This window comes from Mycobacterium kubicae, from assembly GCF_015689175.1.
Lineage (GTDB): Bacteria > Actinomycetota > Actinomycetes > Mycobacteriales > Mycobacteriaceae > Mycobacterium > Mycobacterium kubicae.
Map to the genome: position 1 here is coordinate 945,322 of NZ_CP065047.1, position 13,264 is coordinate 958,585.

Annotated in this window: 14 protein-coding genes; 10 read left to right on the forward strand and 4 right to left on the reverse strand. The window is 70.6% G+C overall.

Annotation, left to right across the window (positions count from 1 at the left end; translation table 11 throughout):
• The first annotated feature begins 45 nt into the window (after positions 1-45).
• From hemL to I2456_RS04460, 7 genes are read left to right on the forward strand one after another with little or no spacing between them, the layout of a single operon-like run.
• Entirely contained in the window at positions 46-1,380 is a 1,335-nt protein-coding gene (hemL, locus tag I2456_RS04430; protein ID WP_085075020.1) for a glutamate-1-semialdehyde 2,1-aminomutase, read from the forward strand.
• Positions 1,380-1,991, forward strand: a complete 612-nt coding sequence (locus I2456_RS04435; RefSeq protein ID WP_068157124.1) for a histidine phosphatase family protein — start codon at positions 1,380-1,382, stop codon at positions 1,989-1,991. The genes hemL and I2456_RS04435 overlap by 1 nt, the downstream gene beginning before the upstream one ends.
• Before the next feature lie 2 nt (positions 1,992-1,993).
• Positions 1,994-2,608, forward strand: a complete 615-nt coding sequence (locus I2456_RS04440) for a TlpA disulfide reductase family protein (protein ID WP_085075019.1) — start codon at positions 1,994-1,996, stop codon at positions 2,606-2,608.
• Complete coding sequence (locus I2456_RS04445) at positions 2,605-3,384, forward strand: cytochrome c biogenesis CcdA family protein (RefSeq protein ID WP_085075018.1); 780 nt, start codon at positions 2,605-2,607, stop codon at positions 3,382-3,384. The genes I2456_RS04440 and I2456_RS04445 overlap by 4 nt, the downstream gene beginning before the upstream one ends.
• Before the next feature lie 47 nt (positions 3,385-3,431).
• Positions 3,432-5,009 carry a cytochrome c biogenesis protein ResB gene (locus tag I2456_RS04450; protein ID WP_085075017.1) on the forward strand — a complete coding sequence of 526 codons (1,578 nt, stop codon included), beginning with the start codon at positions 3,432-3,434 and terminating at the stop codon, positions 5,007-5,009.
• Positions 5,006-5,983: a c-type cytochrome biogenesis protein CcsB gene (gene ccsB / locus I2456_RS04455; protein ID WP_068157136.1), complete on the forward strand. Its 978-nt coding sequence runs from the start codon at positions 5,006-5,008 to the stop codon at positions 5,981-5,983. The genes I2456_RS04450 and ccsB overlap by 4 nt, the downstream gene beginning before the upstream one ends.
• Before the next feature lie 59 nt (positions 5,984-6,042).
• Complete coding sequence (locus I2456_RS04460) at positions 6,043-7,359, forward strand: MinD/ParA family ATP-binding protein (protein WP_371869909.1); 1,317 nt, start codon at positions 6,043-6,045, stop codon at positions 7,357-7,359.
• Here I2456_RS04460 and I2456_RS04465 read toward each other — a convergent pair.
• Positions 7,356-7,517, reverse strand: coding sequence for a hypothetical protein (locus tag I2456_RS04465; RefSeq protein ID WP_116645592.1), 162 nt, complete (start codon positions 7,515-7,517; stop codon positions 7,356-7,358). The genes I2456_RS04460 and I2456_RS04465 overlap by 4 nt on opposite strands.
• Positions 7,518-7,563: 46 nt before the next feature.
• On the opposite strand from I2456_RS04465, the gene I2456_RS04470 reads away from it, so the two are divergent.
• The gene (locus I2456_RS04470; protein ID WP_068022247.1) at positions 7,564-7,914 is read left to right on the forward strand and encodes a DUF4229 domain-containing protein; all 351 of its coding nucleotides are present in this window, start codon (positions 7,564-7,566) and stop codon (positions 7,912-7,914) included.
• Positions 7,915-7,917: 3 nt separating this feature from the next.
• Here I2456_RS04470 and I2456_RS04475 read toward each other — a convergent pair whose 3' ends face one another.
• Both I2456_RS04475 and I2456_RS04480 read right to left on the reverse strand, forming a co-directional pair.
• The gene (locus I2456_RS04475; protein WP_068022879.1) at positions 7,918-8,925 is read right to left on the reverse strand and encodes a beta-ketoacyl-ACP synthase III; all 1,008 of its coding nucleotides are present in this window, start codon (positions 8,923-8,925) and stop codon (positions 7,918-7,920) included.
• A gap of 8 nt (positions 8,926-8,933) precedes the next feature.
• Positions 8,934-9,818, reverse strand: coding sequence for a 1,4-dihydroxy-2-naphthoate polyprenyltransferase (locus tag I2456_RS04480; RefSeq protein WP_085075015.1), 885 nt, complete (start codon positions 9,816-9,818; stop codon positions 8,934-8,936).
• Positions 9,819-9,852: 34 nt separating this feature from the next.
• Between I2456_RS04480 and I2456_RS04485 the strand changes: the two genes are divergently transcribed.
• Together I2456_RS04485 and I2456_RS04490 are read left to right on the forward strand one after the other, a co-directional pair.
• Entirely contained in the window at positions 9,853-10,638 is a 786-nt protein-coding gene (locus tag I2456_RS04485) for an S-methyl-5'-thioadenosine phosphorylase (RefSeq protein WP_241007861.1), read from the forward strand.
• Entirely contained in the window at positions 10,635-11,675 is a 1,041-nt protein-coding gene (locus tag I2456_RS04490; RefSeq protein ID WP_085075013.1) for an NAD-dependent epimerase/dehydratase family protein, read from the forward strand. The genes I2456_RS04485 and I2456_RS04490 overlap by 4 nt, the downstream gene beginning before the upstream one ends.
• An 18-nt stretch (positions 11,676-11,693) precedes the next feature.
• On the opposite strand, the gene I2456_RS04495 is transcribed toward I2456_RS04490, so the two are convergent.
• Positions 11,694-13,247 carry a DUF7937 domain-containing protein gene (locus I2456_RS04495; RefSeq protein WP_241007944.1) on the reverse strand — a complete coding sequence of 518 codons (1,554 nt, stop codon included), beginning with the start codon at positions 13,245-13,247 and terminating at the stop codon, positions 11,694-11,696.
• Positions 13,248-13,264: the final 17 nt, after the last annotated feature.

Sequence of the window (13,264 nt, forward strand, 5' to 3'; positions counted from 1 at the left end):
ACCCTGTAGTCGAGCCGATTCTCAGCTGCTGGAACACTGGTTGTCATGGGTATTGACCAGGCGACTCACGCCGCGGCCTCCGTGGCGGCCTCGGCGCAGCTGTTCCGGGACGCCTGCGCCCTCATCCCCGGCGGCGTGAACTCTCCGGTGCGGGCCTTCACCGCGGTCGGCGGCACCCCCCGCTTCATCACCGAGGCCCACGATTGCTGGCTCACCGACGCCGACGGCAACCGGTACGTGGACCTGGTCAGCTCTTGGGGCCCGATGATCCTCGGGCACGCGCACCCGGCCGTCGTCGACGCCGTGGCCGCGGCCGCCGCGCATGGACTGTCGTTCGGGGCGCCGACCCCGACCGAGAGCCAGTTGGCCGCCGAAATCATCGGCCGGGTGACGCCGGTAGAGCGGATCCGCTTCGTCAATTCCGGCACCGAGGCGACCATGAGCGCGGTGCGCCTGGCCCGCGGGTTCACCGGGCGGTCCAAGATCATCAAGTTCTCCGGCTGCTACCACGGCCATGTCGACGCGCTGCTGGCCGACGCGGGTTCCGGGGTGGCCACCCTGGGTCTGCCGTCCACGCCCGGGGTCACCGGCGCCGCCGCGGCCGACACGATCGTGTTGCCCTACAACGACATCGACGCCGTGCGGCAGACCTTCGCCAGCTTCGGTGCGGACATCGCCGCGGTGATCACCGAAGCCAGCCCCGGCAACATGGGCGTGGTGCCGCCCGTGCCCGGGTACAACGCTGCGCTGCGCGAGGTCACCGCCGAGCACGGCGCGTTGCTGATCAGCGATGAGGTGATGACCGGCTTCCGGGTGACCCGAAGTGGTTGGTATGGAATAGATCCCGTCGCGGCGGACCTGTTCACCTTCGGCAAGGTGATGAGCGGCGGATTGCCCGCGGCCGCATTCGGCGGGCGCGCCGACGTCATGGAGCGGCTCGCGCCGCTGGGGCCGGTGTACCAAGCCGGCACGCTGTCGGGCAATCCGGTCGCCATGGCCGCGGGACTGGCCACGCTGCGCGCGGCCAACGACGCCGTCTATGCCGCCCTGGACGCCAACGCCGACCGGCTGGCCGCGCTGCTGGCGGAGTCGCTGACCGATGCCGGTGTGACACATCAGATTCCGCGCGCCGGCAACATGCTCAGCGTGTTCTTCGTCGACGCGCCGGTGACCGACTACGCCGCGGCGCGGGCCAGCGAAACGTGGCGTTATCCACCGTTCTTTCATGCGCTGCTGGATGCCGGGGTCTACCCGCCGTGCAGTGCCTTCGAGGCGTGGTTCGTCTCCGCGGCCCTGGACGACGATGCGTTCGAGCGGATCGCCGCCGCGCTGCCGGCGGCCGCCCGCGCCGCCGCGACCGCCCGGAAGGACCCGTCCTGATGGCCGAGCAGACCCGCGTACACGTGGTGCGCCACGGCGAGGTGCACAACCCCACCGGCGTCCTCTACGGGCGGCTGCCCGGCTTCCGCCTGTCCGAGCGGGGCCGTGCCCAAGCGGCCGCGGTCGCCGACTTCCTGGCCGAGCGCGACGTCGTCGCCGTCATCGCCTCGCCGTTGCAACGGGCGCAGGAGACCGCCGCGCCGATCGCCGCCGAACACGATCTGCCCGTCGACACCGATCCCGACCTGATCGAGTCGGCGAACTTCTTCGAAGGCCGGCGGGTCGGCCCGGGCGACGGCGCCTGGCGCGACCCACGGGTGTGGTGGCAGCTGCGCAACCCGTTCACGCCGTCCTGGGGCGAGCCGTACACACAGGTCGCCGACCGGATGTCGACCGCGGTGGACAAGGCTCGCGCCCGCGGCGCCGGCCACGAGGTGGTGTGCGTCAGCCACCAACTGCCGGTCTGGACGCTGCGGCTGTTCTTGAGCGGCAAACGGCTGTGGCACGACCCGCGCCGCCGCGAATGCGGGCTCGCGTCGGTGACCACGCTGACCTACGACGGCGACCGGTTGGTCGACATCTCCTATGCCGAACCGGCGGCAGGCGTTTGACGATGCGTCGGCTGGTGATCGCCGCAGCGGTGCTGGCGGCACTGCTGACCGGCTGCTCCGGGCGCGACGCCGTCGCGCAGGGCGGCACCTTCGAGTTCGTGTCACCGGGCGGGAAGACCGACATCTTCTACGACCCGCCGGCCAGTCGCGGCCGCCCGGGCAAGTTGTCCGGGCCCGACCTCACCGACCCGTCGCGCCAGGTGTCGCTGGACGACTTCACCGGGCAGGTCGTCATCGTCAACGTCTGGGGCCAGTGGTGCGGTCCGTGCCGCGCCGAGGTCAGCCAACTGCAGCGGGTCTATGCGGCCACCCGGGGCAGCGGAGTGTCGTTCCTGGGCATCGACGTGCGCGACAACAACCGTCAGGCGCCGCTGGACTTCGTCACCGACCGGCAGGTGACGTACCCGTCGATCTACGACCCGGCGATGCGCACCCTGATCGCGTTCGGCGGGAAGTACCCCACCACCGTCATCCCGTCCACGCTGGTGCTCGACCGCCAGCACCGGGTGGCCGCGGTGTTCCTGCGGGAACTGCTGGCCGATGATCTGCAGCCGGTGGTGCAACGGGTGGCGGCCGAGAAGGACCCGGCGGCCCAGAACTCGCCGGGACCGCAATGAGCGGGTTCGCCCACCTCGCCGCCGCCGGTCCGCTGCTGGTGGCGATGGGGGTCTGCCTGCTGGCCGGGTTGGTGTCGTTCGCCTCCCCATGTGTGGTGCCGCTGGTGCCGGGCTACGTGTCGTACTTGGCGGCCGTCGTCGGGGTTTCGGAGCCGGATACCGGGGGCGCGGTCAAGGCGCCGCCCGCGGCACGGTGGCGGGTCGCGGGCTCGGCCGCGCTGTTCGTCGCCGGATTCACCGTCGTGTTCGTCCTGGGCACCGTCGTCGTCCTCGGGATGACGACCACCCTGATCACCAACCAGCTGGTGCTGCAGCGGGTGGGCGGCGTGCTGACCATCGTCATGGGGTTGGTGTTCGTCGGACTCATCCCGGCCCTGCAGCGGCAAGCCCGGTTCAGTCCCCGGCAGTTCACCACCATCGCCGGGGCGCCGCTGCTCGGCGCGGTCTTCGCGCTGGGCTGGACCCCGTGCCTGGGGCCGACGCTGACCGGGGTGATCACCGTCGCCTCGGCCACCGACGGCGCCAGCGTGGCGCGCGGCATTGTGCTGGTCATCGCCTACTGCCTGGGGCTGGGGATTCCGTTCGTGCTGCTGGCGTTCGGTTCAGCGGGCGCGGTCGCCGGGCTGGGCTGGCTGCGCCGGCACACCCGCGCCATCCAGGTCTTCGGCGGGGTGCTGCTGATCGCCGTCGGCGCGGCGCTGGTGACCGGTGTGTGGAACGACTTCGTCTCGTGGTTGCGCGACGCGTTCGTCTCCGACGTGAGGCTGCCGATTTGAGTCGCCTCATCGCTTGGCTGCGCAACACGTGGCGCTCGTTGACCTCAATGGGCACCGCGCTGGTGCTGCTGTTCCTGCTCGCGCTCGGCGCCGTCCCGGGGGCTCTGCTGCCCCAGCGCAGCCTCAACGCCGGCAAGGTCGACGAGTACCTCAGAACGCACCCGGTGATCGGGCCCTGGCTGGACACGGTCCAGGCCTTCGACGTGTTCTCCAGCTTCTGGTTCACCGCCATCTATGTGCTGCTGTTCGTCTCGCTGGTGGGATGCCTGACCCCGCGGATCATCGAGCACGCCCGCAGCCTGCGCGCCACGCCGGTGCCCGCACCGCGCAACCTGTCCCGGCTGCCCAAGCACGCCCACCGAGAACTGAGCGCCCCGGCCCAGGAGCTGGACAGCCTGGCCGACACCGTCGCGGGGCGGTTGCGGGGTTGGCGCACCACCATCCGGCGCCAGGACAACACAGCAGAGGTCTCCGCCGAAAAGGGCTACCTGCGCGAATTCGGCAACCTGGTGTTCCACTTCTCCCTGCTCGGCCTGCTGGTCGCGGTCGCCGCCGGCAAGCTGTTCGGCTACGAGGGCAACGTCATCGTCATCGCCGACGGCGGCCCCGGGTTCTGCTCGGCCTCACCGGCCGCGTTCGACTCCTTTCGCGCCGGCAACACCGTCGACGGCACCTCACTGCATCCGATCTGCGTGCGCGTCAACGACTTCCAGGCCCACTACCTGCCGAGCGGACAGGCCACCTCGTTCGCCGCGGACATCGACTACCAGTCCGGCACCGACCTGACGGCCAACACCTGGCGGCCCTACCGGCTCGAGGTCAACCACCCGCTGCGCATCGGCGGTGACCGGGTGTACCTGCAAGGTCACGGCTACGCACCGACCTTCACCGTCACCTTCCCGAACGGGCAGACCCGCACCTCGACCGTGCAGTGGCGCCCCGACAACCCGCAGACGCTGCTGTCCTCCGGCGTCGCGCGCATCGACCCGCCGGCCGGCAGCTATCCCACCGCAGACGAGCGGCGCAAACACCAGATCGCGATCCAGGGTCTGCTGGCACCGACCGAACAACTCGACGGCACGCTGCTGTCGTCCCGCTTCCCGGCGCTGAACGCCCCCGCGGTGGCCGTCGACATCTACCGCGGCGACACCGGCCTGGACACCGGGCGGCCGCAGTCGTTGTTCAACCTGGATCACCGACTGATCGAGCAGGGCCGGCTGACCAAGGAGAAGCGGGTCAACCTGCGGGTGGGGGATCAGGTCCGCATCGACCAGGGCCCGGCGGCGGGCACCGTCGTGCGCTTCGACGGCGCCGTCCCGTTCGTCAACCTGCAGGTCTCCCACGACCCCGGGCAAACCTGGGTGCTGGTCTTCGCGATCACCATGATGGCCGGCCTGCTGGTCTCCCTGCTGGTGCGCCGCCGCCGGGTGTGGGTTCGCCTGGTCCCGGTGTCCGAGGCGCCGGGTACGGTAAGCGTCGAACTCGGCGGCCTGGCGCGCACCGACAACTCCGGGTGGGGCGACGAGTTCGAGCGGCTGACCGAGCGGCTGCTGGCCGGGCTGCCCGAACCGGCCGCCCCGCAGCCGACAGAGCCAACGAGGACATCGCAGGTGGACGTCACATGAACACCCCCAACATAAATATCGGCCTGGCCACCTACTCCGACTGGGCGTTCACCTCGGCCGTCGTCGCGCTGGTGGTCGCGCTGCTCCTGCTCGCCTTCGAGTTGGCCTACGTCCGCGGCCGCAAGGTCGACGAGCGCGAACTGGTGCTGGCCGGATCGGTCGCCACCGACAGCGCCACCCCGGGAATCGTGGTGGACGCGCCGCGGCGGCCGTTGGACGAACGCGTCGGGCGGGCAGGTCTGGCCGTGGCCTACCTGGGCATCGCGCTGCTGCTGGCCTGCATCGTGCTGCGCGGTGCGGCGACCATGCGGGTGCCGTGGGGCAACATGTACGAGTTCATCAACCTGACCTGCCTGTCCGGGCTGGTCGCCGGGGCCGTCGTGCTGCGCCGCCCGCAGTACCGGCCGCTGTGGGTCTTCCTGCTGGTGCCAGTGTTGATCTTGCTGACGGTCTCCGGGCGCTGGCTCTACGCCAACGCCGCACCGGTGATGCCGGCGCTGCAGTCCTATTGGCTGCCCATCCACGTGTCGGTGGTCAGCCTGGGATCGGGAGTCTTCCTGGTGGCCGGGATCGCCAGCATCCTGTTCCTGCTGCGCACCTCCCGGCTGGGGGAACCCGACGCCGACGGGCGGCTGGCGCGGATGGTGCAACGGTTCCCCGATGCCCAGACGCTGGACCGGATCGCCTACCGCACCACGATCTTCGCCTTCCCGGTGTTCGGCTTCGGGGTGATCTTCGGCGCCATCTGGGCCGAGGAGGCCTGGGGCCGGTACTGGGGCTGGGACCCCAAGGAGACCGTCTCGTTCATCGCGTGGGTGGTGTACGCGGCGTACCTGCATGCGCGGTCGACGGCGGGTTGGCGGGACCGCAAAGCCGCCTGGATCAACGTCGCCGGGTTCGTGGCCATGGTCTTCAATCTGTTCTTCGTTAACCTGGTGACCGTCGGCCTGCACTCGTACGCGGGCGTCGGCTGATCGTTGGCATACAGACGAGCCGAGTAAATGTAAGGGCCATAAAAGGGGGAAGCGGGCACGTGTCAGAGCATCCGACGACAGGAACGTCGAGGAACTACGAGGGAAACGCCGGCACCGATCACCCGACCATGCAACTGCCGAGCCAGCCGCATGCACCCGCAGAAGCCGGCGGCGACACCGCGACCCGCGCGTTCGCCGGGTTCCGCACCGAACGGCGCTCTGCGGGACCGGAGACCGCCGCCGCGCCGATAGCGCCGACCACCGAGGCGCCCCCCGCCGCGCCGCAGTGGGACGCCGGGCCCGCCACCGGCCCGGTGACCAACGCCCCGCGGGTTGACCCGACCGCCTACGGCGCCTACTACACCGAGCCCGCCACTCGCGCCGAACGGCCGGTCGAACCGCAGTACCGCCCGGAACTGGTGCCCCAGTCGCCGTATCCGGAACTGTCCACCACCGTGCTGCTGCGCCCGGTCAAGCCGCCGCCATCGGAGGGCTGGCGGCGGCTGCTCTATGTGTTGTCGGGTCAGCTGATCAACGTGGGGGAGGGCCCGCGAGCCACCCGCTACAACAACCTCGTCGCGCAGGTGAACCGGCCGTTGCGGGGCTGCTACCGAGTCGCCGTGCTCTCGTTGAAGGGCGGCGTGGGCAAGACCACGATCACCGCCACCCTGGGCTCGACGTTCGCTTCGGTGCGCGGTGACCGGGTGGTCGCCGTGGACGCCAACCCCGACCGCGGCACCTTGAGCCAGAAGATTCCGCTGCAGACCTCGGCCACCGTGCGCCACCTGCTGCGCGACGCCCAGCGCGTCGAGCGCTACAGCGACGTGCGCGGCTACACCTCGCAGGCGCCCAGCGGGCTGGAAGTGCTGGCCTCGGAGACCGATCCGACCGCTTCGGAAGAGTTCGGCGCCGACGACTACACCCGCACCCTGGAGATCTTGGAGCGGTACTACGGCCTGGTCCTCACCGACTGCGGCACCGGACTGCTGCATTCGGCGATGTCGGCGATTCTGGCCAAATCCGACGCGCTGATCGTCGTCGCCTCCGGATCCATCGACGGCGCCCGCAGCGCGTCGGCGACGCTGGACTGGCTAGAGGCCCACGGCCACGAGGATCTGGTGCGCAATTCGATCGCGGTGATCAACGCGGTCCGGCCGCGCACCGGCAAAGTGGACATGCAGAAGGTGGTCGAGCACTTCGCCCGGCGGTGCCGCGCGGTGCGTCTGGTGCCGTTCGATCCGCATCTGGAAGAAGGCGCCGAGATCGATCTGGACCGGCTGAAAAGGTCGACGCGCGAAGCGCTCGTCGAGTTGGCCGCCGTCGTCGCCGACGGGTTTCCCGCCGACCAGCGGCAGTCCAGTCCGAACTTCGGCTAGCGGGGGTTGTTGTCCCCGTGTCCCAACCGCCACAGGAACTCCGGGTCGTCGTCGGGTCCGATGACGCGAGTCTTCGTACGGCTCGTCTGCGACCGCGTCGCGCGCCAGCCAATGTAGATCAGCGTCCCCAACACCAGGACAACGACCAGGTAAACCACTCGGCACCTCCTGGTTGCGAATATACCCGCGCACTAGGGTCAGGCCATGTCCGAAGCGCCTAGCGGCAAGGCGGCGCAGCAACACCGCGGCGTGGTGGACGTGGTGGTGTACGCCGTGGCCCGGTTGCTGCTGTTCGTGGTTCTCACCGCGGCCATCTACGGGGTGGCGCGACTGCTGGGGCTGCCGGAATTCCCGATCGTGGTGGCCGCGCTGTTCGGTCTGATCATCGCGATGCCATTGGGCATCTGGGTATTGCGCCCGCTGCGGCTGCGCGCCACGGCCGCGCTGGCCGAGGCCGGCGAGCGGCGGCGCCGCGAACGCGACCAGTTGCGGGCCCGACTGCGCGGGGAGACCGGCCAGCCGGGGGAGACCCCCGAGAAGGCGCCCGACTCGTAGCGCTCAGCCCTGCGGCATCCGCACGACCTGCGCGGCGTAGCTCAGGCCCGCCCCGTAGCCGAGCAGCAACGCCAAGTCGCCGGGTTTGGCGGCGCCGCTGCCCAGCAGCTCGGACATCGCCAGCGGGATGGACGCTGCCGAGGTGTTCCCGGTGTGCTCGATGTCGTTGGCGATGACGGCGTCCTCGCGCAACTCGAGATTCTTTGCGAGCAGTTCGTTGATGCGGGTGTTGGCCTGGTGCGGGACGAACACGTCGATCTCGTCGGCTTTGACGCCCGCGGCGTCCATGGCCTGCTGACCGACTTTGACCATCTCGAAGGCCGCCCAACGAAACACCGCCGTGCCCTCCAGCCGCACGAAGGGGCGCGGCCCGGACGGGTTCTGCGCGTGGGTGATCCAGTCGATGTCCTGGCGGATCGCCGAAGCCTGTTCGCCGTCGCTGCCCCACACCGTCGGCCCGATGCCGCGCGTCGGGGTCTGTCCCACCACAACCGCGGCGGCGCCGTCGGCGAAGATGAAGCAGTTGCTGCGGTCGGTCATGTCCATCGTGGGCGACAGCTTCTCGGAGCCGATCACCAGCATCGTGCGGGCGCTGCCGCCGCTGATCATGTCGGCGGCCAGGCCCAGCCCGTAGCCGAACCCGGCGCAGCCCGCCGAGATGTCGAAGGCGGGCACGCCCTGGGTGCCCAACGTCGCGGCGACCATCGGGGCGCAGGCCGGGGTCTGCAGGAAGTGGGTGCTGGTGGCGACGATGACGCCGTCGATGTCGGGCCCGTCCAGATCGGCCTTGGCCATGGCTTGGCGGCTGGCCTCGATCGCCATGGACGCCGCCGATTCGTCCTCAGCGGCGAACCGGCGGGTCTTGATGCCGGTGCGGCTGTAGATCCATTCGTCGGAAGAGTCGATGTGCTGGCATATCTCGTCGTTGGTCACCACCCGCTCGGGGCGATACGCCCCGACGCTGAGCAACCCGACGGTGTTGGCGCCGCTGGTCGAGGCGATTTCTGTCATACCCATCCTCAGTGTTGTCCCCAAGAGTGTGCCGCCAACGCCGCGGCCACCGCGATCGCCCACACCACCATGGTCAGCCCGGTGTCCCGCAACACCGGGATCAGCTCGGCTCCGCCGCGGCCCGAGCGCACCGGCCCGGCGGCACGCAGCGCCAGCGGCGTGGCGATCAGTCCCACCCCGCACCACGGCGTGGCGGCCATCAAGACCACCGTCGCGATGCCGGCGACGGCCAGCAGCACTTGGTAGAGCACGCGGGTGCGGGTGTCGCCGAGCCGGACCGCCAGGGTGATTTTGTGCGAGCGCGCATCGGTGGGGATGTCGCGCAGATTGTTGGCGACCAGCACCGAGGACGACAGCGCCCCGGTGCCGACCGCCAGCACCGCACCGACCCAGTCGATGCGCAGTGCCTGGGTGTACTGCGTGCCCAGCACCGCGACCAGGCCGAAGAAAACGAAGACGGCCAGCTCACCGAACCCGGAGTAGCCGTACGGTTTGGAGCCGCCGGTGTACAGCCAGGCCCCGGCGATGCAGGCGGCCCCGACGGCGATGAGCCACGGCGAGCTGACCAACGCCAACGCCAAGCCCGCCACCGCCCCGACCGCCAGGCAGGCGATCGCCGCGGCCAGCACCGAGCGGGGGGCCGCCAGCTTCGAGCCCACCAGGCGCACCGGGCCGGCGCGGTCGTCGTCGGTGCCGCGGATGCCGTCGGAGTAGTCGTTGGCGTAGTTGACCCCGACGATCAGCGCCAGGGCCACCACCAGCGCCAGCAGCGCCTTCCACCAGACCGCCGCGTGCAGCCAGGCCGCCGCGCCGGTGCCGGCGACCACCGGTGCCACCGCGTTGGGCAAGGTGCGGGGGCGAGCGCCGGCGATCCACTGCGCGAAACTGGCCACCTAGGCATCCTGCCTCATGCACCACAATGAGCGGATGCTCGGAGTGATCGGCGGCAGCGGCTTCTACACCTTCCTCGACGCTGACGCGCGCACCGTCGTCCCCGACACCCCCTACGGTCGGCCCAGCGCCCCCATCACCATCGGCGTCGTCGGCGACCACGAGGTCGCGTTCCTGCCTCGGCACGGGGCCCAGCACGAGTACTCGGCGCACACCGTGCCGTATCGGGCCAACATGTGGGCGCTGCGCGCGCTCGGTGTCCGGCGGGTATTCGCGCCGTGCGCGGTGGGCAGCCTGACCCCCGACCTCGGGCCCGGGGCAATCGTGGTGCCCGACCAACTCGTCGACCGCACCCGCGGGCGCGCGGATACCTACTTCGATTCCGGCGGCGTGCACGCCACCTTCGCCGACCCGTACTGCCCGACGCTGCGCGCCGCCGTCACCGCTGTGCCCGACGTCCCCGATCTGGTCGATGGCGGCACCATGGTGGTGATTCAGGGCCCGCGGTTTTCCACCCGCGCGGAGAGCCGGTGGTTCGCCTCGGCGGGCTTCACGCTGGTCAACATGACCGGCTATCCCGAGGCGGTCCTGGCTCGTGAACTCGAATTGTGCTACGCGGCAATTGCTTTGGTCACCGACGTGGACGCCGGGGTCGCCGTTGGGGAGGGTGTTAAGGCCGCCGACGTGTTCGCGGGGTTCGGGGAGAACGTGCAGCGTCTCAAGCAGCTGGTGCGCGCGGCCATCGATCGGGTGGCCAGCGAACGCACCTGCACGCACTGCCGGCACCACGCCGGGGTGGCGTTACCGTTCGAGTTGCCATGAGGGTGCTGCTGACCGGCGCGGCCGGTTTCATCGGGTCGCGGGTGGACACTGCGCTGCGGGCGGCGGGGCACGAGGTGGTCGGTGTCGACGTGCTGTTGCCCGCCGCGCACGGGCCGGACGCGGTGCTGCCCGACGGCTGCCACCGTATCGATGTCCGCGACGCCGACGCGCTGGCGCCGCTGCTGGCCGGGGTCGACCTGGTGTGCCATCAGGCCGCGATGGTCGGCGCGGGGGTCAACGCGGCCGACGCGCCCGAGTACGGCGGTCATAACGACCTCGCGACGACGGTGTTGCTGGCGCAGATGTTCGCCGCCGGTGTCACCCGGCTGGTGCTGGCTTCCTCGATGGTGGTGTACGGCCAGGGCCGCTACCGGTGTCCGCAGCATGGCGACGTCGATCCGTTGCCGCGGCGGCGCGCCGACCTGGACGCCGGGATCTTCGAGAACCGCTGCCCGCTGGGTGGCGAGGAGTTGCAGTGGCAGCTCGTCGACGAGGACGCCCCGCTGCGCCCGCGCAGCCTGTACGCCGCCAGCAAGACCGCACAGGAGCATTACGCGCTGGCGTGGGCGGAGTCCACCGGCGGATCGGTGGTGGCGCTGCGCTACCACAACGTCTACGGGCCGGGCATGCCGCGCGACACCCCGTACTCCGGGGTGGCGGCGATCTTCCGGTCGTCGCTGGAAAAGAGTGAGCCGCCGCGAGTTTTCGAAGACGGCGGCCAGATGCGCGACTTCGTCCACGTGGACGACGTCGCTGCGGCCAACCTGGCCGCGGCCACCACCGAACGCGGCGGCTTCACCGCGGCCAACGTCTGCAGCGGCCGGCCCATCTCGATTCGGGAGGTGGCCGCCGCGCTGTGCGAGGCGCGCGCCGGTTCCGCCGGTACCCTGGCGCCCGTCGTCACCGGCCAGTACCGCAGCGGCGACGTGCGCCACATCGTCGCCGATCCCGCTCGGGCCGCTGACGTGCTGGGCTTCCGCGCGGCCATCGAACCGCGGGACGGGCTGCGCGAGTTCGCGTTTGCGCCGCTGCGCTAAAGGGGCGTTTCTGGAGGGCTAAGACGAGCTACCCGGCGGGCGGAAGATCTTGGGCGGCGCCTGCTGCGCTGACTCGGTGGACCGGAAGATCCGCGGGGAGCGGCCCGCGCCGCCGGACAACACCGTGGTGGGCGCGTCGTCGCCGTGGTCCGCGGCGCCGAATTGCGTCGTCTTGGCCTCCGATGGCGGCGGCGGACCGCCCGGGCGGCGCTGTCCGGGGCCGGTGCCGCCCGGCCGCGGAGCCGGGCGCCGACGCCGCAGGCGCCGCCGCAACGGGCGGATCCGCGCGGCCACGATCACCCCGGCAACGATGCTCAGCGCCAGCAAGCACAGTGTGACGTCGAAGACGCTGGTGATCTGCTGCGCCAAGTCGTTGCCGTAGACCGGATTCGGTGCCGCGCCGGGAGCGGTTTCGAACCGCGGGGCCAGCACGTCTTCGACGATCAGGCGGCACACCGTCAGCGCGAACAGGAAGCCGCTCAGCGCCGCCACCAGCCGGGGCCGCAGCGCCCGGTTGCCGAAGTTGATGCGCAGCCAGAACGCCAGCACCGCGGTGGTTAGATCGAAGGCGGCCATGGTCATGGTGTCGTAGCGGGACAGCGGGTAGTTCAGCAATACCGCGACCACCAGGTCGGTCAGCCGCATCAGCACCGACCCCAGCGACCACACGCCGATGAGGAGCAGGCCTTTGCGGATGGCCGCACGCCAGACCTCGCGGTCGGTGCGCCAGCCTTCGGCGGCAAACAGCGTCACCGGGGCGAACAACGCCGCGGCCGCCGCCCACGCCAGGTATCCCTCGTAGCCGACGCCCGCTGTGGACGTGTTCTGCGCGATGCCGTGGAACGCGTCGAGTTCCCGGCCTATGGGCAGCAGCCACACCAGGACGCCCGCCAGCAGGGCGGAGGCGCCCAGCGCCAGGATCGTCAACCGGGCCGGCTTGGTGGCCTGCAGGATCCATCGGGAGGCGACCAGGACGGCGGCCAGCGCCACCACGCCGTAGACGACGGCGGTGATGATGACCGCGATGTTCTGGGTGCCGAGCGACATCGAGCCGTCCGACCCGCGCAACGCGTAGCGGATCCGCCAGCACAGGTTGAAGCCGGACGCCAGCGACGCCCCGAACATCGACGCGTACCCGACGATCCGGGCCGACCGCAACCATCCGCGGTGCTGGTTCTCGTCGGTGGTCGGCGCGGTCAGCAGTGGTTGGGCGGCCAGCAGCGCGCCGGCAACGCCCAACCAGGCGCCCGGGCCGACTCCGCCCGGGACGTGCACGGTGCCGCCGAACCGGATGGTTTCCACCACGTCGTAGACGACGAACGCCAGCACCAGCAGCAAGTAGGGGACGTTGAGCGCCAGGCGTAACCGGCTGGCGCTCACCGGGTTGATCCGGGTGCGCGACAGCGCGAGCGACGTCAGCGACAGCAGCGTCACCACCGCGAGCACCGCCCAGATCAACCCGCTGCTGTCGGGGATGCCGAGACCGAAGTACAGGTTCCACGGGAACAGCAGCGCCAGGACGATAAGCACAGCGGCCACCAGGTCGCGCAGGGTGTTGCGTCGGCGGGTCAAGTGCCCCGGCGCGGGCT

Coding starts and splice junctions, on each gene's coding strand:
- I2456_RS04445 (WP_085075018.1), top strand. CDS start 2,605: ATGAGCGGGTTCGCCCACCTCGCCGCCGCCGGTCCGCTGCTGGTGGCG.
- I2456_RS04475 (WP_068022879.1), bottom strand. CDS start 8,925: ATGACAGAAATCGCCTCGACCAGCGGCGCCAACACCGTCGGGTTGCTC.
- I2456_RS04450 (WP_085075017.1), top strand. CDS start 3,432: ATGGGCACCGCGCTGGTGCTGCTGTTCCTGCTCGCGCTCGGCGCCGTC.
- I2456_RS04485 (WP_241007861.1), top strand. CDS start 9,853: ATGCTCGGAGTGATCGGCGGCAGCGGCTTCTACACCTTCCTCGACGCT.
- I2456_RS04490 (WP_085075013.1), top strand. CDS start 10,635: ATGAGGGTGCTGCTGACCGGCGCGGCCGGTTTCATCGGGTCGCGGGTG.
- I2456_RS04470 (WP_068022247.1), top strand. CDS start 7,564: ATGTCCGAAGCGCCTAGCGGCAAGGCGGCGCAGCAACACCGCGGCGTG.
- ccsB (WP_068157136.1), top strand. CDS start 5,006: ATGAACACCCCCAACATAAATATCGGCCTGGCCACCTACTCCGACTGG.
- I2456_RS04440 (WP_085075019.1), top strand. CDS start 1,994: ATGCGTCGGCTGGTGATCGCCGCAGCGGTGCTGGCGGCACTGCTGACC.
- hemL (WP_085075020.1), top strand. CDS start 46: ATGGGTATTGACCAGGCGACTCACGCCGCGGCCTCCGTGGCGGCCTCG.
- I2456_RS04435 (WP_068157124.1), top strand. CDS start 1,380: ATGGCCGAGCAGACCCGCGTACACGTGGTGCGCCACGGCGAGGTGCAC.